Below are 19,834 nucleotides of genomic sequence, written 5' to 3' on the forward strand. Positions count from 1 at the left end.
AATAAAGAACACCACCCTCTGGCGTGGTGATCTTTATCAATGTCACGCCTGGCGAAAGTATTCATCCATAATGTTCGTCAACTCCGGGCGCTCGCCGTCATCATTGATGGCGAAATCGAGGAAAAAAGCATCGGCCTGTGGCGTGCGTTTCTGGGCCAGTAAACGAAACGCCAGCGGGTAGTGGCAAGCATAACCGGGTGCGCGAGTCAGAAAACGGACAAAATCAATCAACAAGGGAGAATGGGTATAAAACAGCGCGCGTAACAGTACGGCGGGAAATCCCTCTTCGGTGATCCCTTGCGCCATGATTTTATTGAGGCTGGCTTCGCTCAGATCGCCTGCGGCAATAATATCTGCGCAGGCCGCAAGATCGGGATAATGCGTTGCGCAGTTAGACAATGCGTTCGGCCAGTTGACGCGGGTATAACGTCCGTCATGGCGAGTAAAGTAATCCTCCCAAAGGGATGGCGGTAGTTTTTCGTACTGTATTTTCAGGGGGATGCGGCGCTGAAACTGGGCTGCTTCCAGGCGCTCGCCGTCATAAAATCGCAGGTATTGCTGCCGCGTTTCGTAGCATGTCATCGCCACCGGCTGGCTGATGACCCAGGTCTTCACGGGCCGGCCTTCCAGCGCCGCGGCGGTAGCTTTATGGTGACCATCAAGCAGGACGCAAAGCCAGCTGTCATTCATATACCAGGCCAGCGCGTGGCTCTCTGGCTTATCGCGGTAATACCCGGCGCGTTGTGGGTTAAATCGCGATGGGGGCTGGCCTGGCAGTAAAAAACAGGGTTCGCCGGACTGGTAGTGATAGTCCACGTCAGCAATCCACTGCCCTGTGGTCGCGGGATTCGGTTGTTTTTCGTTACCCACCGCCCAGAAAAAATGCCCGTTGCCATCCGTCGGATAAAGTTCGCGTTCCTCCAGTCGGTAATAGCCATCGGCAAAGAGTGAAAACAGCGGCGTCAGGGCGGTAAATGCTTCGTTCAACCCGACTCCTGGCTGATTCCACTCGGCAAGTGAGGATAAAAACTGCGCGGCGCCTTCATCATCATTGCTAAAACCGGCATAAACAAATTCTGCGCAGGTTGGGCACCAGGCTTCAGTGTAAAAACGAATCAGCGGCGAGCCATGCCAGGAGAGCGTATGAATACCGGCGTAAGAGTCGGGATCGTGGATAACGCAGGGACGAAGCAATGCTTTTCCGTTACGTACTGAAAACGTAATATGGGCTACGTCGTGCTGTAGCAGGCTGATTTCAGGTCTATTGTTACGCCAAAACATCGCTGTTCATCCCTGGATTCTACTTTGCGCTTTATGCGTAGTATTGCAGCCGCTCCGCCAGCAAATCGACAAATCCCTGGCGGTCTACATCGACCATCACCGTCGCATTCGGCTTATTCCCCGTCAGGAAATAATAATCCACCACCGTCATCCCCTGGGTGTATTTCCCCTGGGTTTCCACGCCAACCCAACGCTCAACGGTAGTGAAAATCTCGGGTTTCAGCAGCCAGGCGATGGTGCACGGGTCGTGCAGCGGCGCGCCGATAAATCCCCATTTTTCGTCTTTGTGATATTCAAAGAAGAAGTCGAGTAGTTCAGCCACGATCGTCGAAATTGGATTGCCGATGTCGCGGAAACGCTCGATATCGGCGGCGTGAATCTGCGCCTTATGGGTGACGTCCAGCCCGGCCATCACCACCGGAATGCCTGACTGGAAGACAATTTCTGCCGCTTCCGGGTCGACGTAAATATTAAATTCCGCAGCGGGCGTCCAGTTACCCAATCCCATTGCGCCGCCCATGATCACAATGCGGGCGATTTTCGTATGCAGTTCCGGATGGCTATTCAGCAGCAGCGCCACGTTGGTCTGTGGGCCAGTAGAGACGATGGTGACCGGCTGTGAGCTCTCGCGCAGTGTTTTTGCCATCAGCTCAACGGCAGTGCCGCTTTGCGGGGCGAATGACGGCTCGGGCAGCGCCGGGCCGTCGAGGCCGCTTTCGCCGTGAACGTTATCGGCGATAATCAGTTCGCGCATGAGAGGTTTCACCGCGCCGCCCGCCACCGGAATATCCGGGCGTTTGAGCAGTGTCAGCATCCGCAGCACGTTGCGCAGGGTCTTCTCCGGCGTCTGGTTACCGGCGGAAGAGGTGATCGCTTTCACTTCCAGTTCAGGGGAGGCGAGGGCGAGAACGAGGGCGATCGCGTCATCATGACCCGGATCGCAATCAATAATAATGGGCAGTGCCATTGTGGCTCCTTGTAAGCGGTACTTTGTGACAAGGTTAACGCCCGGCTGGATACGTTTCGAGAAGCGAAGCGGTAAAGCGTGAGATAGCGCGCACTCTGACGTGCGCGCCGGGAAGATTAGTGCAGGATTTTCGCAAGGAAGTCTTTTGCGCGATCGGAACTGGGGTTAGCGAAGAACTCCTCTTTTGGCGAATCTTCGACGATTTTACCTTCATCCATAAAGATCACCCGGTTAGCCACTTTACGGGCAAAGCCCATTTCGTGCGTCACCACCATCATGGTCATCCCTTCGTTCGCCAGCTCGACCATTACGTCCAGTACCTCGTTGATCATTTCCGGATCGAGCGCGGAAGTCGGTTCATCGAATAACATGGCAATGGGGTCCATACATAGCGCGCGGGCGATCGCCACGCGCTGCTGCTGACCGCCGGAAAGCTGCGCCGGGAACTTGTTGGCATGTGCAGACAGGCCAACGCGCTCCAGCAGCTTCAGGCCTTTATCGCGGGCGGCGGCCTTATCGCGCTTGAGCACTTTCACCTGCGCCAGCGTCAGGTTTTCGATGATCGACAGGTGGGGAAACAGCTCGAAGTGCTGGAATACCATGCCCACGCGGGAACGCAGTTTCGCCAGATCGGTTTTTTTGTCGTTCACAATAATGCCGTTAACGGTAATTTCGCCTTTTTGCACCGGTTCCAGACCATTGACGGTCTTAATCAGCGTGGATTTACCGGAACCCGATGGCCCGCAGACTACCACCACCTCACCTTTTTTCACTTCTGTTGAACAATCGGTCAGCACCTGAAAGTGACCATACCATTTTGAAACATTTTTCAGGGTAATCATTAAACTGTCCTTTTCTTCAAATAGCTGACCAGCAACGACGCGCTCAGGCTGATAACAAAATAAACGGCGCCGGCGAACAGAATCATTTCGACCTGAGTACCGTCACGCTCGCCGATAGTCGACGCGGTGCGGAAGAAGTCCGCCAGGCTGAGTACATAAACTAAAGAGGTGTCCTGAAATAGCACGATACCCTGCGTAAGCAACAGCGGCACCATCGCCCGAAACGCCTGCGGCAGAATAATGAGCTTCATCGACTGCCAGTGGGTCATCCCCAACGCCAGCGCGGCGCTGGACTGCCCGCGGGAAATACTTTGAATACCGGCGCGAATAATCTCGGAATAGTAGGCCGCTTCAAACATGGAGAATGCCACCATCGCGGAGATCAGGCGGATATCGGTTTTCGGCGATAGTCCCAGCACGTTTTGCAGAAAGCCGGGGACAATCAGATAAAACCACAGCAGCACCATCACCAACGGGATGGAACGGAAAACGTTAACATACGCTTTAGCAAACCAGGCGATAGGGGTAAAGCTTGAGAGGCGCATGACGGCCAGAATGGTTCCCCAGACTATCCCCACGACAACGGCGGTGACGGTGATCTTCAGCGTGATGACCAACCCGGCCAGCAGGTAAGGCAGTGAGGGGATAATCGAACTCCAGTCAAATTCGTACATTATTTGCTCCCCACGTTGCCCGGCAGGCGGACTTTGCGTTCAACCAGGCTCATGACCAGCATGATAACGGCGTTAATCAGCACATAGGCCAGCGTAATGGCGGTGAAGGATTCCCAGGCGTGCGCCGAGTAATCCAACAGTTTGCCTGCCTGCGCTGCCATATCCACCAGACCGATGGTTGACGCGATGGCCGAGTTTTTCACCAGGTTCATCATCTCTGACGTCATTGGCGGCACGATAACGCGATAGGCATTCGGCAGCAGGACATAGCGATAAGCCTGCGGCAGCGTTAGCCCCATCGCCAGCGCCGCGTTCTTCTGCCCGCGAGGCAAAGACTGAATCGCAGCGCGTACCTGTTCGCAAACACGGGCGGCGGTAAACAGTCCCAGACAGATCATTGAGGAGAGGAAAAACTGAATATTGGGATCGAGTTCCGCCTTAAACCACATGCCAAGATCTTCCGGCAACAGTTCAGGCACCACCAGGTACCAGGTGAAGAATTGCACGATCAGCGGCACGTTACGGAACAGTTCTACGTACAACGTGCCCAGTCCAGAGAGGAAACGGTTGGGAACGGTACGTAAAATGCCGAAAATAGATCCTACCAGGAAAGCGATAATCCAGGCGGTAATCGAAAGGGCTACGGTGACCTGAAAACCACTCCATAGCCAGCCGAGATAGGTTGTATTGCCGAAGGGGGCTTCCTGTAAAAAAATACCCCAGTTCCAGTCTATTGACATACATCTACTCCGAAAAAAAAGGGTAGCAGCGCTACCCTCGAAGATTGTTGCCCGGCGATTTGCGGCTTCAGGCCCGATGGGGAACGACCATCAGGCTTATAGTCTGTCCGTGCTGAGCGACAATCGAGAGGACAGGAGTCCCGTCCCATTTAGTTTTAGTTAGTTAAGCGCTTTATCATTCGGTGCTTTGAACAGGGCTTTCATCTCGTCAGACAACTCGAAATTCATGTTCAGGTTTTTCGGTGGGATCGGATTTTTAAACCACTTATCAAACCACTTTTCCGCTTCGCCGGAGGTTTGCGCCTGAGCGATGGTATCGTCCATCAGCTTTTTAAACTCAGGGTCGTTTTTACGCAGCATACAGCCGTAGGCTTCCTGGGACTGTGGTTTACCGACAATCTCCCAGTTATCCGGTTTCTTGGCTTTGGCGCGCTCGCCAGCCAGCAGCGCGTCATCCATCATAAAGGCGACGGCGCGGCCGCTTTCCAGAGTGCGGAACGAGTCACCGTGGTCTTTCGCGCTAATAATACGCATCCCCATCTTTTGCTCTTCGTTAAGCTTATGCAGCAGAATTTCAGAGGTCGTCCCGGAGGTGACGACGACCGCTTTGCCTTTCAGATCCGGGAAATCTTTAATATCGCCGCCTTTTTTAGTCAGCAGTCGCGTCCCGACGACGAAAATCGTATCGGAGAAGGCGGCCTGTTTCTGGCGCTCAAGGTTGTTAGTCGTTGAACCACATTCAAAATCGAAGGTTCCGTTTTGCAACAGCGGAATACGGTTTTGCGAGGTGATCGGGATCAGCTTCACCTGCAGATCGGGCTTGTTAAGTTTCTTTTTTACCGCTTCCACAATGGCGTTGGAGTAGTCCTGGGAATAGCCGACCACTTTCTGCTGGTTGTCGTAATAAGAAAAGGGCACAGAAGATTCGCGATGCCCGACGACGATCACGCCATTTTTAGCGATCTTGTCCAGGGTGCTACCAGCGGCAGGCGCGCCATCTTCTGCGTGCGCAAGGCCCGCAGACAGTCCCATGACCAGCATTGCTGTGGTTAGCTTACGTAATTGCATATCCAACTCCTTTATCATCTGCGCCGTCGACGCATTGATAGCTATTGTGATGTTGTTATTGCCTGCAACTTGCGCGTGCAGTGTTATGTGTGTTTGTTAACATTTAGTGTGGCTTGTTGTAAATATTTTGCTGCGATATTGTTTATTTTTGCGAAGTGCGCCGCACCGTTCAGAGGCAAAAATCCTACATTGCACCGTTCAGGTGCTACCGATGATCGATTTTGGTGCGACCAGGTTGCACAAGCAGCCAGAACAGGTTTGCCATGTTTAACAAAGCAATAGACGTGCCAGAATGGGGAAAAAAGGAGGATTTTCAGGCCGGATAAATGAAGCGCTATCCGGCCTGGGGAGAGATTATTTCCGTCGTTGTCGCAGACTCATCACTACCGCGCCAAAAGCAAACAGCGCGGTCAGTACCCATAGCGGCCAGTTGCCGGTACGGGCATAGGGAGTTAACCCCGTGGTTGGCGTGACGTGGGTGGTCAGTACCTGGCGTGTGAACTGCGGGATCATCGCCTGAATTTCGCCCTGCGGGCCAATCACCGCCGTAATACCGTTGTTAGTACTGCGCAGCAACGGACGCGCCAGTTCCAGCGAACGCATCCGCGCCATCTGGAAATGTTGCCACGGGCCAATGGACTTACCAAACCAGGCGTCGTTAGAAATCGTCAGCAGATAGTCGGTGTCCGGGCGGAAGTTATCCCGCACCTGTTCGCCAAGAATAATTTCATAACAGATTGCCGCCGTCAGCTTATAGTCGTGCGCATGTAACTGCGGCTGGATATAAGGGCCGCGGCTAAAGGAGGACATGGGCAGATCGAAGAACGGCGCCAGCGGACGCAGGATAGATTCCAGCGGAACGAACTCGCCAAAGGGCACAAGGTGATTTTTATTGTAGCGATTGGGCGAGTCATAACTGTATGGATTATCCTTGCCCAACGTAATAATCGTATTGTAGGTGTCGTATCGATTCTGTTTATTGAGACGCGCATCGACAATACCGGTGATCAGCGTGCTATTTTTTTCGCGTAACATCTCGTCCAGCGAACGAAGGAAAGGCTGCTGATTGATTTCGAGATCCGGAATCGCCGACTCAGGCCAGATAATAATCTGTGATTTGCCTAACTCTGGGCGGGTTTCGTTGAGATAAATTTTTAGCGTATTCAGTAGCTGGTTTTCGTCCCACTTCAGCGACTGCGGAATATCGCCCTGCACCAGCGATACCTGGGTCGCTTTGGTAGGTTCCAGCGTAAACCACTGGATATAACGTAGCGGAAAGGGCAAAGCAAACAGAATCACGGCGACAGCCAGCGGACGCCAGTTCCGCGTCGCCAGTGCCAGCGCTAACAGGCCGCTGACCATCATCAGCAGGAAGTTGATCGCTTCGACGCCCATTACCGGCGCCAGGCCTTTTAGCGGGCCATCGACCTGACTATAGCCAAATTGCAGCCAGGGGAAGCCGGTCAGCACCCAGCCGCGTAAAAATTCGGTGATTTGCCATATTGCAGGCGCGGCGATAGCGACGCGCAGCCAGTTGGTTTTTGGCCACAGGCGCGACAAAATCCCGGCAAACAGTCCGGTATACAGCGAGAGATAAGCTGCAAGCAGCACCACCAGAAAAACGTTAACCGGGCCCGGCATGCCGCCAAACTGCGCGATACTGACATAAACCCAGTTAATCCCGCTACCGAAAAGTCCGAGTCCCCAGCAATAGCCGATGGCGGCAGACTGGAGCGGGCGGCGATTAAACGTTAAGGCCTGCAGCCCGATAAGCGACACTATCGCTGCGGGCCAGACGTCATACGGAGAGAAAGCCAGTGTTCCGCAGGCGCCGAATAATAACGCCAGCAGCAGGCGAATACGCTGGCGTTCAATTAACGAGGCAAATGCCATTTTTAGTCCACTATTGCTGTTATTCGTCCAGTTTTGGCTGGGGCGAGTCATCCGGGATCCTGACATGCACCTGAATAATACGACGACTATCGGCCATCGCCACTTTGAACTGGTAACCATCAATGTCAATGGTTTCGCCGCGGGCCGGTAAATGGCCGAACGCCTGCATCACCAGCCCGCCGATGGTATCGACCTCTTCATCGCTGAAGTGGGTGCCGAAAGCGTCATTGAAGTCTTCAATCGACGCCAGCGCTCGAATCGTCCAGGTATGGCGGCTAAGCTGACGGAAGTCGATATCGTCTTCTTCGTCATACTCATCTTCAATTTCACCGACAATCAGTTCGAGGATGTCTTCGATAGTCACAAGGCCGGAAACGCCGCCAAACTCATCGATAACGATGGCCATATGGTAGCGCTGGGAGCGGAATTCCTTGAGCATACGGTCAACCCGTTTGCTTTCCGGTACGACAACCGCGGTGCGTAACACTTTGTCCATGCTGAAGGCTTCGGCATCGCTGCGCATAAACGGCAGCAAATCTTTGGCCATCAGAATCCCTTCAATGTGATCTTTATCTTCGCTGATCACCGGAAAACGCGAGTGGGCGGACTCGATGATAACATCGAGACATTCGTCCAGCGTCTGGTTGCGTTTCAGGGTAATCATCTGGGAGCGCGGGATCATAATATCGCGAACGCGCTGGTCGGCGATGTCCATTACGCCTTCGAGCATATCGCGCGTATCTTCATCGATAAGCTCGTTCTGCCCGGAATCACGGATCAGCGCCAGCAACTCATCGCGGTTTTTAGGTTCACCGTGGAAAAGCTGGCTGAGTAGCAGGGAAAAAAATCCCTTTTTACTGTTTACTGTGTCACTACTGTGTGAATTGTCGTCGCTCATGGCGTCGTATGGGTTCTCATGTTAGTTAATACAAAGCTCGTCATGCGTATACTCAGCTGTGACGGCATGTTTTGCCTGATGACGCTACGCTTATCAGGGCTACAAAAGGCATGAATGTAGGCCGGATAAGGCGCAAGCGCCGCCATCCGGCAAGCTACTATTCTGCAATCTTCTCGGCAATGTACGGATCCTCATAGCCCATAGCAAGCATAATCTCCGTTTCGAGAGACTCCATCTCTTCCGCTTCGTCATCGTCGATATGATCGTAACCCAGCAAATGCAGGCTACCGTGCACGACCATGTGCGCCCAGTGCGCCTCCAGCGGCTTGCTCTGTTCCTGCGCTTCCTGCTCCACGACCTGACGGCAAATAATCAGATCGCCCAGTAGCGGCATTTCAATGCCGGGGGGCGCTTCAAACGGGAAGGAGAGAACATTAGTGGGTTTATCTTTCCCGCGGTACGTCAAATTAAGGTTGTGGCTTTCGGCCTCATCCACCAGACGGATTGTGACTTCCGCCTCTTCCTGAAACTGCGGAATAACGCCGTCCAGCCAGCGTTGAAACTGAGCTTCATCCGGCAGGCCCGCGTGGTTTTCACAGGCCAACTGTAAATCGAGGATCACCTGGCTCATTTCTGTTCCTGCTCCTGGGCTTCACGCTTACGCTCTGCCGCCAACGCCGCTTTGCGTTTTTGTTCGGCCTCTTCCCAGGCTTCATAGGCGTTCACAATGCGGGCAACGACCGGATGGCGAACCACGTCTTCGCTGTGGAAGAAGTTAAAGCTGATTTCATCAACTTCCGCCAGCACTTCAATGGCATGACGCAAGCCGGATTTGGTGTTGCGTGGCAGGTCAATCTGCGTCACGTCGCCGGTGATCACCGCTTTCGAGTTAAAGCCGATACGCGTCAGGAACATCTTCATCTGTTCGATAGTGGTGTTCTGGCTTTCATCCAGAATGATAAAGGCGTCGTTTAATGTGCGTCCGCGCATATAGGCCAGCGGCGCGACTTCAATCACATTGCGCTCAATCAGCTTCTCGACTTTTTCAAAGCCGAGCATTTCGAACAGCGCGTCATACAGCGGACGCAGGTACGGGTCCACCTTCTGACTTAAATCGCCTGGCAGAAAGCCCAGTTTTTCGCCCGCTTCCACCGCCGGACGGGTCAGTAGAATACGGCGAATCTCCTGGCGCTCCAGGGCGTCTACCGCAGCGGCGACCGCAAGATACGTTTTACCGGTACCCGCCGGGCCGACGCCAAAGGTAATATCATGATCGAGAATATTGGCGATGTACTGCGCCTGGTTCGGGGTACGCGGTTTAATCACGCCGCGCTTGGTTTTGATATTGATCGCTTTGCCATAGTCAGGCACGCTTTCCGCGCTCTGTTCCAGCACCCGCGCTTCTTTGATCGCCAGATGAATTTGTTCCGGTTCGATATCCTGAGTCTGGCCGCGCATCGGTGCGGTATCGACATACAGACTTCGCAAAATATCTGTCGCCGCGGTCACGCAAATCGGACGACCGGTCAGTTTAAAGTGATTGTCACGGCGGTTGATTTCAATACCGAGACGACGTTCGAGCTGTTTAATATTGTCATCAAACGGCCCGCAAAGGCTCAACAGACGGGCGTTGTCTGCGGGCTCAAGGGTAATTTCGCGAGTGTCTATATTCAAACTGTTCCTCTTGTGTCTGTATCGCCGGACGCTGAACATTTACCGGCATCTAAGGAAATTATTCACGCCATAGGGAAAAGGCGCAAGCATTGCAATGAAGATGGGGATGAAGAGAGAAAATTGCAAGGCCCGTCGGGCGACAGGCCATGACCAGGAAGCCCGACAGGCGTAGCACCATCGGGCATTATTGCCTTTCCTGCAGGATTAAGGCTGGTAGAATCCTACGCCCAGCTCATTTTCTTTACGGGTACGGGCAATGACGGACTCCGGCGTTTCGGCGACGCGCAGACCCATTTCATCTTCGGTACGCACCACTTTTCCGCGCAGGGAGTTCGGATAGACGTCAGTAATTTCCACATCGACAAACTTACCAATCATCTCCGGCGTGCCTTCAAAGTTCACCACCCGATTGTTTTCGGTACGGCCAGACAGTTCCATAATGTTTTTACGCGACGTGCCTTCCACCAGAATGCGCTGTGTCGTACCGAGCATACGGCGGCTCCATGCCATCGCCTGCTGATTGATACGCTCTTGCAGAATATACAGACGCTGCTTTTTCTCTTCTTCCGGTACGTCATCAACCATATCGGCAGCCGGCGTTCCCGGACGCGCAGAGAAGATAAAGCTGTAGCTCATATCAAAGTTGACGTCAGCGATAAGCTTCATGGTTTTTTCGAAATCATCGGTAGTTTCGCCAGGGAAACCGACGATAAAGTCAGAGCTTATCTGAATGTCCGGCCGCGCCGCGCGCAGTTTACGGATGATTGATTTATATTCCAGCGCAGTGTGGGTACGCCCCATCAGATTCAACACGCGATCGGAACCGCTCTGTACCGGCAGATGCAGGAAACTGACCAGCTCCGGCGTATCGCGGTACACCTCGATAATATCGTCGGTGAACTCAATCGGATGGCTGGTGGTAAAGCGAATACGGTCAATGCCGTCGATGGCGGCAACCAGACGCAGCAGATCGGCAAAGGTGCCGGTGGTGCCGTCGTAGTTTTCTCCGCGCCAGGCGTTAACGTTCTGGCCCAGCAGGTTGACCTCACGCACGCCCTGCGCCGCTAACTGGGCGATTTCGAACAGGATATCGTCTGAGGGACGGCTGACTTCTTCACCGCGGGTATACGGCACCACGCAGTAAGTACAATATTTATTGCAGCCTTCCATGATAGAAACGAAAGCGGTCGGGCCTTCGGCGCGCGGTTCCGGCAAACGGTCGAACTTCTCGATTTCCGGGAAGCTGATATCGACCACCGGGCTGCGGTCGCCACGCACGGAGTTAATCATCTCCGGCAGGCGGTGTAAGGTTTGCGGGCCAAAAATAATGTCCACGTAATGGGCGCGTTGACGAATGTGCTCGCCTTCCTGGGAAGCCACGCAGCCGCCGACGCCGATAATCAGATCGGGATTTTTCTCTTTTAACAGTCTCCAGCGACCTAATTGATGGAAGACTTTTTCCTGAGCCTTCTCGCGGATTGAGCAGGTATTCAACAGCAGCACATCCGCCTCTTCCGCCACGTCGGTCAGTTGATAGCCGTGGGTGGCGTCCAGCAGATCGGCCATCTTCGATGAATCGTACTCGTTCATCTGACAGCCCCAGGTTTTAATATGGAGTTTTTTAGTCATCGACTTGCTCTTGCGAAATAGTGGCTGAAAAGCAGGGCGCATAGTGTAATGCTTTGGCGCGGTTGTGACCAGTATGACTGACGTCAGCCCTAATGGGTAAAAAATCCTGTAAACTTGTCTAAAACGTAACAGGATGAATGACCATGACAAATCAACCAACGGAAATTGCCATTGTCGGCGGGGGAATGGTCGGCGGCGCGCTGGCGCTGGGTCTGGCGCAGCAAGGATTTACGGTGATGGTAATAGAACATGCCGCGCCTGCGCCGTTTGTGGCTGACAGCCAGCCTGACGTGCGGATTTCGGCCATTAGCGCGGCATCCGTGGCGCTGCTCAAGGGGCTGGGCGTTTGGGAGGCGGTGCAGGGGATGCGTAGCCATCCTTATCGGCGACTGGAGACCTGGGAGTGGGAAAACGCCCATGTGGTGTTCGACGCCGCTGAACTCAAGCTGCCGCTGTTAGGCTATATGGTGGAGAACAACGTCCTGCAACAGGCGCTGTGGCAGGCGCTGGAAGCGCACCCCGGCGTGACGCTGCGCGTTCCGGCTTCACTGGCGGCATTGCACCGCCGCCACGATGGTTATGCGCTGGAACTGGCCGACGGCGAATGTATCACGCCGAAGTTAGTGATTGGCGCCGACGGCGCGAATTCGCAGGTTCGGCAAATGGCGGGAATTGGCATTCATGCCTGGCAATATGCGCAGTCGTGTATGCTTATCACCGTCAAGTGTGAAAATTCGCCAGGCGACAGCACCTGGCAGCAGTTTACGCCAACGGGGCCGCGCGCTTTTTTACCGCTGTTCGACGATTGGGCGTCGCTGGTGTGGTATGACGCTCCGGCACGTATTCGCCAGCTGCAGGGTTTATCGATGACGCAATTGCAGGTGGAAATTAACCAGCATTTTCCGGCGCGTCTGGGGGCGGTGATGCCTGTCGCGGCGGGCGCGTTTCCGCTAACCCGTCGTCACGCGTTGCAGTATGCGCAACCGGGGCTGGCGCTGGTAGGCGACGCGGCGCATACCATTCATCCGCTGGCCGGACAGGGCGTCAACCTGGGGTATCGGGATGTTGATGCGTTGATTGATGTGCTGGCGAGTGCCCGTAGCTATGGCGAGTCCTGGGCCAGCCATTCGGTGTTGAAACGCTATCAGACGCGGCGCATGGCAGATAATTTTATGATGCAAAGTGGAATGGATCTGTTTTATGCCGGGTTCAGCAATGAATTGCCGCCGCTGCGTATTTTACGCAATATGGGGCTGATGGCGGCGCAGCGCGCAGGCGTGCTAAAACGTCAGGCGCTGAAGTATGCGTTGGGGTTGTAACCCGCTGAATGCCTTACCCGGTTTGTAAAAACGCTCAATTGCAGGTCGGGTAAGCGTATTGACATCTTACTTTACTGCAAATAAAGCACATAAACCTAATTTCCCTTTGAAATCAAACTCATACCAAGGTGATGCCATTTCAATTGTGCATACGTTGTATTGGCAACGTACTACTTTATGTAGCATCAGTAATGTGGAACTCATTGATTTTACAAGAATCGCCAGGGTGATTAATGTGGCGAGAATCCGATACCACGTCAGTGTTGCATGTTGGACATCAAACCACAGAATATAAAAAGTGATGATGTGAAGAATGACTTTGCTGGACAGGGCGCGAATATAGAATCCACGCAGCGCCGTTTTCGAGGAAAACGCGACATTAATCAGCGCGCTTTGTTTTTCTTGCACAGGGATCCCTGGCAGATACACTATCCATTCCGCACTATTCTGGCGTAGCATGACCGCCTTTTTCTGGTGCAGTATATGTAGCCTCATTGACACTGCCACGGGGTAAACCAGACCCAAAATAATCAACCAGGCGGCGCTGGCCGTGATATCAATGAAGGTGAAAGCGCAGAGCAAGACGACCATAAAAAATGTTAATGGCCGCAAAAAGAGATACCAACAAAACTGGTAATTCATTGTGAGGTTACCGAACGATCCCTGTAAGGCTTTATCATAGCGTTTTACTGATAGCAGGGCATTGAGGGGGAAACCTCTTTCGGAATTTATAAACGCAGAAAAGCAAAAAGCTCGCCGAAGCGAGCTTTTTAAAGGTGGCTGGGGTACGAGGATTCGAACCTCGGAATGCCGGAATCAGAATCCGGTGCCTTACCGCTTGGCGATACCCCAATTGTCGTACTTCTTGCGCTCGTTAGCAGAGCGTCTTTAAAACTGGCTGGGGTACGAGGATTCGAACCTCGGAATGCCGGAATCAGAATCCGGTGCCTTACCGCTTGGCGATACCCCAACAAATTATTTTCGAACCGGTCGAATACCTCGACGCGTTCTGAATATGGTGGCTACGACGGGATTCGAACCTGTGACCCCATCATTATGAGTGATGTGCTCTAACCAACTGAGCTACGTAGCCAGATGATTTCTTCGATGGCTGGGGTACCTGGATTCGAACCAGGGAATGCCGGTATCAAAAACCGGTGCCTTACCGCTTGGCGATACCCCAATACCGTCGCGGTGAACCGCAAACTCGAAGAAATATGGCTGGGGTACCTGGATTCGAACCAGGGAATGCCGGTATCAAAAACCGGTGCCTTACCGCTTGGCGATACCCCATCCGTACAACGCTTATCGGTGAATGGTGCGGGAGGCGAGACTTGAACTCGCACACCTTGCGGCGCCAGAACCTAAATCTGGTGCGTCTACCAATTTCGCCACTCCCGCAAAAAAGATGGTGGCTACGACGGGATTCGAACCTGTGACCCCATCATTATGAGTGATGTGCTCTAACCAACTGAGCTACGTAGCCATCTTTTTTTCGCGTTACCTTATCGGCGTTGCGGGGCGCATTATGCGTATTGAGCCTTGAAGCGTCAACCTCTTTTTCATCGAAAAACGTCGGAAAGTGTCTGTTTGGTTAGGTTGCGAACAGCGTGGCGCAATATTCGGCAATTATTGGTTATTAATCGTTTTTCCGAAAGTGGTTTGCTATAAAAAAAGAGCCCCTAAGGGCTCTTTCGTCATCGTTAATTTACTGGTACGCCGACTGATGCACGCCGACCGCGCGGCCTGACGGGTCATCCATCGTTTTGAATGCTTCATCCCACTCAATGGCTTTGGCGGAAGAGCAGGCCACGGACGGGCCGCCGGGTACGCATTCCGCCGCGCTCGGCACCGGGAACAATTCTTCAAAAATTTCCCGGTACAAGTACGCCTCTTTAGACGACGGCGTGTTGTATGGAAAGCGGAAGCGGGCGGTTTCCAGTTGTTGATCGGAAATCTGTTTCGCCGCCACCTCTTTCAGCGTATCAATCCAGCTGTAGCCTACGCCGTCAGAGAACTGCTCTTTCTGACGCCACGCGACGCTTGCTGGCAGATAAGACTCGAAGCACTCGCGCAGCACGTGTTTTTCCATCTTGCCGTTACCGCACATTTTATCCTGTGGGTTGATACGCATCGCCACGTCGAGGAATTTTTTATCCAGGAACGGTACGCGCGCTTCCACGCCCCAGGCGGACATCGCTTTGTTGGCGCGGGCGCAGTCATACATATGCAGCGCCTGTAGCTTACGGACCGTCTCTTCATGTAACTCTTTGGCGTTCGGCGCTTTATGGAAGTACAGGTAGCCGCCAAACACCTCATCGGAACCTTCGCCGGAGAGCACCATTTTGATGCCCATCGCTTTGATCTTACGCGACATCAGATACATCGGCGTTGAGGCGCGGATAGTGGTCACGTCATAGGTTTCAATGTGATAGATAACATCACGAATGGCATCAAGGCCTTCCTGCACGGTGAAGTGAATTTCATGGTGCACGGTGCCGAGGTGGTTAGCCACTTCCTGGGCCGCCTTCAGGTCAGGCGAACCTTCCAGACCGACCGCAAAAGAGTGCAACTGTGGCCACCAGGCTTCGGAGCGCTCCTGATCTTCGACGCGACGGGCGGCGAATTTTTTGGTGATTGCCGAAATAACCGACGAGTCCAGACCGCCGGAGAGCAGCACGCCATAAGGGACGTCGGACATCAGGTGGCTTTTCACGGATTCTTCCAGCGCCTGACGCAGCGCGTTTTTGTCGGTGACGTTGTCTTTTACCGCATCGTAATCGAACCAGTCGCGCTGATAGTACTGACGAATTTCGCCGTCTTTGCTCCACAGGTAGCTGCCCGCCGGAAACTCTTTAATGGTGCGGCAGACCGGGGTCAGCGCTTTCATTTCTGACGCTACGTAGAAGTTGCCGAATTCGTCATAGCCCATATAGAGCGGAATAATACCGATATGGTCACGACCAATCAGATAAGCGTCTTTTTCGCTGTCATACAGGGCGAAGGCGAACATCCCCTGTAAATCGTCAAGGAAATTCGGCCCTTTTTCCTGATACAGCGCGAGGATAACTTCGCAGTCGGAGCCTGTCTGGAACGCGTAACGATCGCCATACTCCGCGCGTAACGTCTGATGGTTATAAATTTCACCGTTCACCGCCAGCACGTGGGTTTTCCTGGCGTTATACAGGGGCTGGGCACCGGCGTTAACATCAACAATCGACAAACGTTCATGTGCGAGAATCGCGTTATCGCAAGCGTAGATGCCGGACCAGTCCGGGCCGCGATGGCGCATCAGGCGTGACAGTTCAAGGGCTTTTTTACGCAGTTCCGCTGCATCTGCTTTGATATCGAATACGCCGAAAATAGAACACATAGCCTTCTCCGTTAATCTGTTGCGTCGTACTTTTTGTGTTTGCTTGACTAAAAAATGCCGCAAAGGCGTGGGAGGCGCAAGAGGATTACGGTCTGAAAAATGAAAAACGCAATCGTCATTGTTGATTAGTGAAAAATGATTACGTATTGCGCGGATTTATTGATGGATCTTCAGTTTTATCGTGGTTTAATTGAATTATGTTTTTCCTGATGGCGTTTCGCTTATCAGACCTACAATGTTGTTCGAACCGTAGGCCTGAAAGCTATGCGTCATCAGGCAGGGGACAGGTTTAGATAACGTCTATCTCGGCGACGGAAGGGTAAATCCAGCTTGGGCGGAATGGCATACTGTCAATATCATTGATTGTTGATACGCCAGAAAGCACCAGAATGGTCTCCAGACCGGCCTGGAACCCCGCCAGAATGTCGGTGCGCAGGTTGTCGCCGACGATAACGGTCTCTTCCGAGTGCGCCTGCATTTTGTTTAATGCCGCGCGGATGATCCACGGGCTGGGTTTGCCGACATAAAACGGCTTCCGGCCGGAAATTTTTTCAATGCCTGCGCACAGCGCGCCGCAGGCCGGATAAAAGCCGCGACCGTGGGTATCCGGGTTGGTGGCGATAAAGCGCGCGCCATTGGCGACGAAAAATGCTGCTTTATGCATCATGTCCCAGTTGTAGGAGCGGGTCTCTCCAACGATGACAAAATCAGGGTTCACATCGGTAATGGTAAAACCCGCTTTATAGAGCTCGTGAATAAGCGCGCCTTCACCCACGACATACGCTTTCTTACCTTCCTGACGGCGCAGAAAATCGGCTGTCGCCATTGCTGAAGTATAAAACACGCTGTCCGGCACGTTAACGCCAGCGGTAGCAAAACGGTTCGCCAGATCCTGGCCGGTTTGCGACGGGTAATTGGTCAGCAGCACCAGCGGCAGACCTTTTTCCAGAATCCCCGTCAGAAATTCCGCCGCACCGGGTACGGCTACGTTGTCGTGCATCAGCACGCCGTCGATATCGCAGATTACATTCTTGATGGTCATGAACTACCCAGGGAATTTGTGAATAATCCGATACTATAAGAGCGCATCAACTTTCCAGCAAACGTTGCAGCAATGTTCCGTTGAGCATGGCGCGTTTAACTAAGGCAAATGCGCCGATAGCAGAACGGTGATCCAGCGTGGAGCGTACCACCGGCAAATTTTTGCGAAAGGCCTTTAACGCCTGCGTATTGATACAGCTTTCGATAGCGGGCAACAGGACTTTATCGGCTTCAATGATCTCGCCAGCAATGACGATTTTTTGCGGATTAAACAGGTTGATAGCAATGGCGATCGTTTTGCCCAAATGGCGACCAACATGCTCAATGACTTCCGAGGCCAGGCTGTCGCCCCGGTTTGCCGCCTTACAGATGGTTTTAATCGTGCAGTCGTCAAGCGGAACACGGCTTTGATACCCTTGTTTAAGCAAATTCAGCACCCGTTGTTCAATCGCCGCATTGGCGGCAATGGTTTCCAGACAGCCGAAATTACCGCAGTGGCAGCGCTCGCCCAACGGCTCCACCTGAATATGCCCAATTTCGCCGACGTTGCCGTTACGGCCAATGAAGATGCGCCCGTTGGAGATAATCCCGGCGCCTGTACCACGATGGACGCGCACCAGAATCGAGTCCTCGCAATCCTGACTGGCGCCGAAGTAGTGTTCCGCCAGCGCCAGGCTACGGATATCGTGTCCCACGAAACAGGTAACGTGAAACCGTTTTTCCAGCGCTTCGACCAGTCCCCAGTTTTCAACCTGAATGTGCGGCATGTAACGAATCACGCCGCTTTCCGGATCGACAAGCCCTGGCAGGATCACCGAGATAGCGATCAATTCACGAATTTTACGCTGACAGCTATCAATAAAGACGGCGATGGTGTTGAGCAGCGCGTGTTCCAGCGTCTCCTGGGTGCGCTCCGGCAGCGGATAATGCTCCTCAGAGACCACTTTACTGCTCAGATCGTAGAGCGTTAAAGTGGTGTCATGACGACCCAGGCGAACGCCAATGGCATGGAAGTTACGGGTTTCCGTGACGATAGAGATAGCGCGGCGGCCTCCGGTAGAGGCCTGCTGATCGACTTCTTTGATCAGCCCGCGTTCAATGAGTTGACGCGTAATTTTCGTTACGCTGGCGGGAGCAAGCTGGCTTTGCTCGGCAATTTGTATGCGCGAGATAGGACCATGCTGGTCAATCAGGCGGTAAACGGCCGCGCTGTTAAGCTGTTTTACGAGATCAACGTTACCTATCTGAGCTTGTCCGCCTGGTGTCATATTCTCACTTACTCAAGTCAACGACCTCGTCACCATTAACGATGGTCTTGATAATTTTAAAATCGTGGGTGAACGCGGTCAGGTTGGCGACTTTACCCGGCGCAATGCTACCGAGATGTTTATCAACGCCGATAGCGCGTGCCGGATAGAGCGTTGCCATGCGCAGCACTTCATCCAGCGCGATGCCGCAATGCGCGACCAGGTTACGTACGCCTTCAATCATGGTTAAGGACGAACCGCTCAACGTACCGTTTTCATCCACACACAGTCCATTGCGGTAGTATATTGTTTTACCTGCGAAAATGAACTGCTCAATATTGGCCCCCGCCGGTGCGGTGGCGTCTGTCACCAGACAAAGTTTGTCGCCTTTCAGGCGTTTGGCATTGCGAATGTTGGCGTAGTCGACATGCAGACCATCGGCGATAACGCCGCAATAAATATCCGCTTCGTCCAGAACGGCGCCAGCAAGGCCCGGCTCACGCCCTGTAATGTACGGCATCGCGTTAAACAGGTGAGTCGCAAAGGTAATCCCGGCGCGGAAGCCCGCTTTTGCCTCTTTTAACGTCGCGTTGGAGTGGCCTGCGGAAACCACAATGCCCGCATTCGCCAGTTTAGCGATTACGTCAGCAGGCACCATTTCCGGCGCGAGTGTAACTTTGGTGATGACGTCGGCATTATCGCATAAGAAATCGACCAGCGCAGCGTCTGGTTTACGCACGAAATCAGGATTATGGGTGCCTTTTTTTACCAGATTAAGCCAGGGGCCTTCCAGGTGGAGACCCAGCGCCTGGTGCGGATGTTTTTCCAGGTATTCGCGCATGACGCGAATGCCCTGTTTCATCAATTCGTCGCTGGTAGTGATAAGCGTTGGCAGAAAGTTAGTACAGCCCGATTTTTCATTGGCTTTCTGCATAATTTCCAGCGTTTCAACGCTGACGGCTTCTGCGGTATCGTTAAACTGCACGCCGCCGCAGCCGTTTAGCTGCACATCAATAAAACCGGGGGAGAGAATGGCCCCATTCAATGAGCGTTGTTCTATTCCCGGCGGCAGTTCGGCCATCGGACAAACGCGGTCAATCAGGCCATTAGCGACAACAAGCGCATGGTCATCAAGAATTTCGTGACCGGTAAAGATCCGGCCCTGGGTTAAAGCATACATTCTGACCC

17 protein-coding genes and 7 tRNA genes are annotated in these 19,834 nt (G+C 53.3%); 1 reads left to right on the plus strand and 23 read right to left on the minus strand.

Annotated elements, in window-relative coordinates; genetic code table 11:
• Positions 1 to 42 precede the first annotated feature (42 nt).
• From ABVM99_RS12120 to miaB, 11 genes are all read right to left on the minus strand, one after another.
• Positions 43 to 1,281 (minus strand): hypothetical protein, encoded by a 1,239-nt coding sequence (locus tag ABVM99_RS12120; protein ID WP_023194977.1) that lies wholly within the window; start codon positions 1,279 to 1,281, stop codon positions 43 to 45.
• Positions 1,282 to 1,312: 31 nt separating this feature from the next.
• On the minus strand, positions 1,313 to 2,248 hold the full coding sequence (rihA, locus tag ABVM99_RS12125; protein WP_001207434.1) for a pyrimidine-specific ribonucleoside hydrolase RihA: 936 nt from the start codon (positions 2,246 to 2,248) through the stop codon (positions 1,313 to 1,315).
• Between the two features lie 116 nt (positions 2,249 to 2,364).
• The gene (gene gltL, locus ABVM99_RS12130) at positions 2,365 to 3,090 is read right to left on the minus strand and encodes a glutamate/aspartate ABC transporter ATP-binding protein GltL (protein WP_000631369.1); all 726 of its coding nucleotides are present in this window, start codon (positions 3,088 to 3,090) and stop codon (positions 2,365 to 2,367) included.
• The gene (gene gltK / locus ABVM99_RS12135; protein ID WP_000272802.1) at positions 3,090 to 3,764 is read right to left on the minus strand and encodes a glutamate/aspartate ABC transporter permease GltK; all 675 of its coding nucleotides are present in this window, start codon (positions 3,762 to 3,764) and stop codon (positions 3,090 to 3,092) included. Before gltK ends, gltL begins: the two co-directional genes overlap by 1 nt.
• Positions 3,764 to 4,504, minus strand: a complete 741-nt coding sequence (gene gltJ, locus ABVM99_RS12140) for a glutamate/aspartate ABC transporter permease GltJ (RefSeq protein WP_000020930.1) — start codon at positions 4,502 to 4,504, stop codon at positions 3,764 to 3,766. Before gltJ ends, gltK begins: the two co-directional genes overlap by 1 nt.
• 159 nt (positions 4,505 to 4,663) lie before the next feature.
• Positions 4,664 to 5,572 carry an amino acid ABC transporter substrate-binding protein gene (locus tag ABVM99_RS12145; protein ID WP_001518176.1) on the minus strand — a complete coding sequence of 303 codons (909 nt, stop codon included), beginning with the start codon at positions 5,570 to 5,572 and terminating at the stop codon, positions 4,664 to 4,666.
• A 354-nt stretch (positions 5,573 to 5,926) separates the two neighbouring features.
• On the minus strand, positions 5,927 to 7,465 hold the full coding sequence (gene lnt / locus ABVM99_RS12150; RefSeq protein ID WP_001574036.1) for an apolipoprotein N-acyltransferase: 1,539 nt from the start codon (positions 7,463 to 7,465) through the stop codon (positions 5,927 to 5,929).
• 19 nt (positions 7,466 to 7,484) lie between these two features.
• On the minus strand, positions 7,485 to 8,363 hold the full coding sequence (gene corC / locus ABVM99_RS12155; protein ID WP_001278615.1) for a CNNM family magnesium/cobalt transport protein CorC: 879 nt from the start codon (positions 8,361 to 8,363) through the stop codon (positions 7,485 to 7,487).
• Positions 8,364 to 8,520: 157 nt separating this feature from the next.
• Positions 8,521 to 8,994: an rRNA maturation RNase YbeY gene (gene ybeY / locus ABVM99_RS12160; RefSeq protein ID WP_000084479.1), complete on the minus strand. Its 474-nt coding sequence runs from the start codon at positions 8,992 to 8,994 to the stop codon at positions 8,521 to 8,523.
• Entirely contained in the window at positions 8,991 to 10,037 is a 1,047-nt protein-coding gene (locus ABVM99_RS12165) for a PhoH family protein (RefSeq protein ID WP_001018045.1), read from the minus strand. The genes ybeY and ABVM99_RS12165 overlap by 4 nt, the downstream gene beginning before the upstream one ends.
• A gap of 204 nt (positions 10,038 to 10,241) precedes the next feature.
• Positions 10,242 to 11,666 (minus strand): tRNA (N6-isopentenyl adenosine(37)-C2)-methylthiotransferase MiaB, encoded by a 1,425-nt coding sequence (gene miaB / locus ABVM99_RS12170; RefSeq protein ID WP_023195814.1) that lies wholly within the window; start codon positions 11,664 to 11,666, stop codon positions 10,242 to 10,244.
• Between the two features lie 143 nt (positions 11,667 to 11,809).
• Here miaB and ubiF point away from each other — a divergent pair, with 143 nt between their 5' ends.
• Positions 11,810 to 12,985: a 3-demethoxyubiquinol 3-hydroxylase gene (gene ubiF / locus ABVM99_RS12175; protein WP_023195813.1), complete on the plus strand. Its 1,176-nt coding sequence runs from the start codon at positions 11,810 to 11,812 to the stop codon at positions 12,983 to 12,985.
• A 66-nt stretch (positions 12,986 to 13,051) separates the two neighbouring features.
• Here the strand turns inward: ubiF and ABVM99_RS12180 are convergent, their stop codons facing one another.
• The 12 genes from ABVM99_RS12180 to nagA form a co-directional block, all read right to left on the minus strand.
• Complete coding sequence (locus ABVM99_RS12180) at positions 13,052 to 13,627, minus strand: hypothetical protein (RefSeq protein WP_023195812.1); 576 nt, start codon at positions 13,625 to 13,627, stop codon at positions 13,052 to 13,054.
• A 135-nt stretch (positions 13,628 to 13,762) separates the two neighbouring features.
• Positions 13,763 to 13,837: transfer RNA gene (locus ABVM99_RS12185), tRNA-Gln, on the minus strand.
• A gap of 43 nt (positions 13,838 to 13,880) precedes the next feature.
• Positions 13,881 to 13,955 (minus strand) — tRNA-Gln (locus ABVM99_RS12190).
• A 46-nt stretch (positions 13,956 to 14,001) separates the two neighbouring features.
• Positions 14,002 to 14,078, minus strand: a tRNA-Met gene (locus tag ABVM99_RS12195).
• Between the two features lie 15 nt (positions 14,079 to 14,093).
• A tRNA-Gln gene (locus tag ABVM99_RS12200) sits at positions 14,094 to 14,168 on the minus strand.
• Between the two features lie 35 nt (positions 14,169 to 14,203).
• A tRNA-Gln gene (locus ABVM99_RS12205) sits at positions 14,204 to 14,278 on the minus strand.
• Positions 14,279 to 14,301: 23 nt separating this feature from the next.
• A tRNA-Leu gene (locus ABVM99_RS12210) sits at positions 14,302 to 14,386 on the minus strand.
• An 8-nt stretch (positions 14,387 to 14,394) separates the two neighbouring features.
• Positions 14,395 to 14,471 (minus strand) — tRNA-Met (locus tag ABVM99_RS12215).
• Positions 14,472 to 14,693: 222 nt separating this feature from the next.
• The gene (asnB, locus tag ABVM99_RS12220; protein WP_023195811.1) at positions 14,694 to 16,358 is read right to left on the minus strand and encodes an asparagine synthase B; all 1,665 of its coding nucleotides are present in this window, start codon (positions 16,356 to 16,358) and stop codon (positions 14,694 to 14,696) included.
• A 289-nt stretch (positions 16,359 to 16,647) separates the two neighbouring features.
• Positions 16,648 to 17,400, minus strand: a complete 753-nt coding sequence (gene nagD, locus ABVM99_RS12225) for a ribonucleotide monophosphatase NagD (protein WP_000153143.1) — start codon at positions 17,398 to 17,400, stop codon at positions 16,648 to 16,650.
• Between the two features lie 46 nt (positions 17,401 to 17,446).
• A complete protein-coding gene (gene nagC / locus ABVM99_RS12230; protein ID WP_023195810.1) occupies positions 17,447 to 18,667 on the minus strand; it encodes a DNA-binding transcriptional regulator NagC in 1,221 nt (406 codons plus the stop codon).
• Between the two features lie 4 nt (positions 18,668 to 18,671).
• Complete coding sequence (gene nagA, locus ABVM99_RS12235; protein WP_000271186.1) at positions 18,672 to 19,826, minus strand: N-acetylglucosamine-6-phosphate deacetylase; 1,155 nt, start codon at positions 19,824 to 19,826, stop codon at positions 18,672 to 18,674.
• Positions 19,827 to 19,834 lie beyond the last annotated feature (8 nt).

Origin of the sequence: Salmonella sp. SJTUF15591 (genome assembly GCF_043356435.1) — a bacterium.
Lineage (GTDB): Bacteria > Pseudomonadota > Gammaproteobacteria > Enterobacterales > Enterobacteriaceae > Salmonella > Salmonella enterica.

What these genes read in the sequence shown, in the direction of transcription:
- miaB (WP_023195814.1), bottom strand. Translation starts at nt 11,666, where the DNA reads ATGACTAAAAAACTCCATATTAAAACCTGGGGCTGTCAGATGAACGAG.
- ybeY (WP_000084479.1), bottom strand. Translation starts at nt 8,994, where the DNA reads ATGAGCCAGGTGATCCTCGATTTACAGTTGGCCTGTGAAAACCACGCG.
- corC (WP_001278615.1), bottom strand. Translation starts at nt 8,363, where the DNA reads ATGAGCGACGACAATTCACACAGTAGTGACACAGTAAACAGTAAAAAG.
- ABVM99_RS12120 (WP_023194977.1), bottom strand. Translation starts at nt 1,281, where the DNA reads ATGTTTTGGCGTAACAATAGACCTGAAATCAGCCTGCTACAGCACGAC.
- ABVM99_RS12180 (WP_023195812.1), bottom strand. Translation starts at nt 13,627, where the DNA reads ATGAATTACCAGTTTTGTTGGTATCTCTTTTTGCGGCCATTAACATTT.
- ABVM99_RS12145 (WP_001518176.1), bottom strand. Translation starts at nt 5,572, where the DNA reads ATGCAATTACGTAAGCTAACCACAGCAATGCTGGTCATGGGACTGTCT.
- nagA (WP_000271186.1), bottom strand. Translation starts at nt 19,826, where the DNA reads ATGTATGCTTTAACCCAGGGCCGGATCTTTACCGGTCACGAAATTCTT.
- gltK (WP_000272802.1), bottom strand. Translation starts at nt 3,764, where the DNA reads ATGTACGAATTTGACTGGAGTTCGATTATCCCCTCACTGCCTTACCTG.
- gltL (WP_000631369.1), bottom strand. Translation starts at nt 3,090, where the DNA reads ATGATTACCCTGAAAAATGTTTCAAAATGGTATGGTCACTTTCAGGTG.
- gltJ (WP_000020930.1), bottom strand. Translation starts at nt 4,504, where the DNA reads ATGTCAATAGACTGGAACTGGGGTATTTTTTTACAGGAAGCCCCCTTC.
- asnB (WP_023195811.1), bottom strand. Translation starts at nt 16,358, where the DNA reads ATGTGTTCTATTTTCGGCGTATTCGATATCAAAGCAGATGCAGCGGAA.
- lnt (WP_001574036.1), bottom strand. Translation starts at nt 7,465, where the DNA reads ATGGCATTTGCCTCGTTAATTGAACGCCAGCGTATTCGCCTGCTGCTG.
- nagC (WP_023195810.1), bottom strand. Translation starts at nt 18,667, where the DNA reads ATGACACCAGGCGGACAAGCTCAGATAGGTAACGTTGATCTCGTAAAA.
- rihA (WP_001207434.1), bottom strand. Translation starts at nt 2,248, where the DNA reads ATGGCACTGCCCATTATTATTGATTGCGATCCGGGTCATGATGACGCG.
- ubiF (WP_023195813.1), top strand. Translation starts at nt 11,810, where the DNA reads ATGACAAATCAACCAACGGAAATTGCCATTGTCGGCGGGGGAATGGTC.
- nagD (WP_000153143.1), bottom strand. Translation starts at nt 17,400, where the DNA reads ATGACCATCAAGAATGTAATCTGCGATATCGACGGCGTGCTGATGCAC.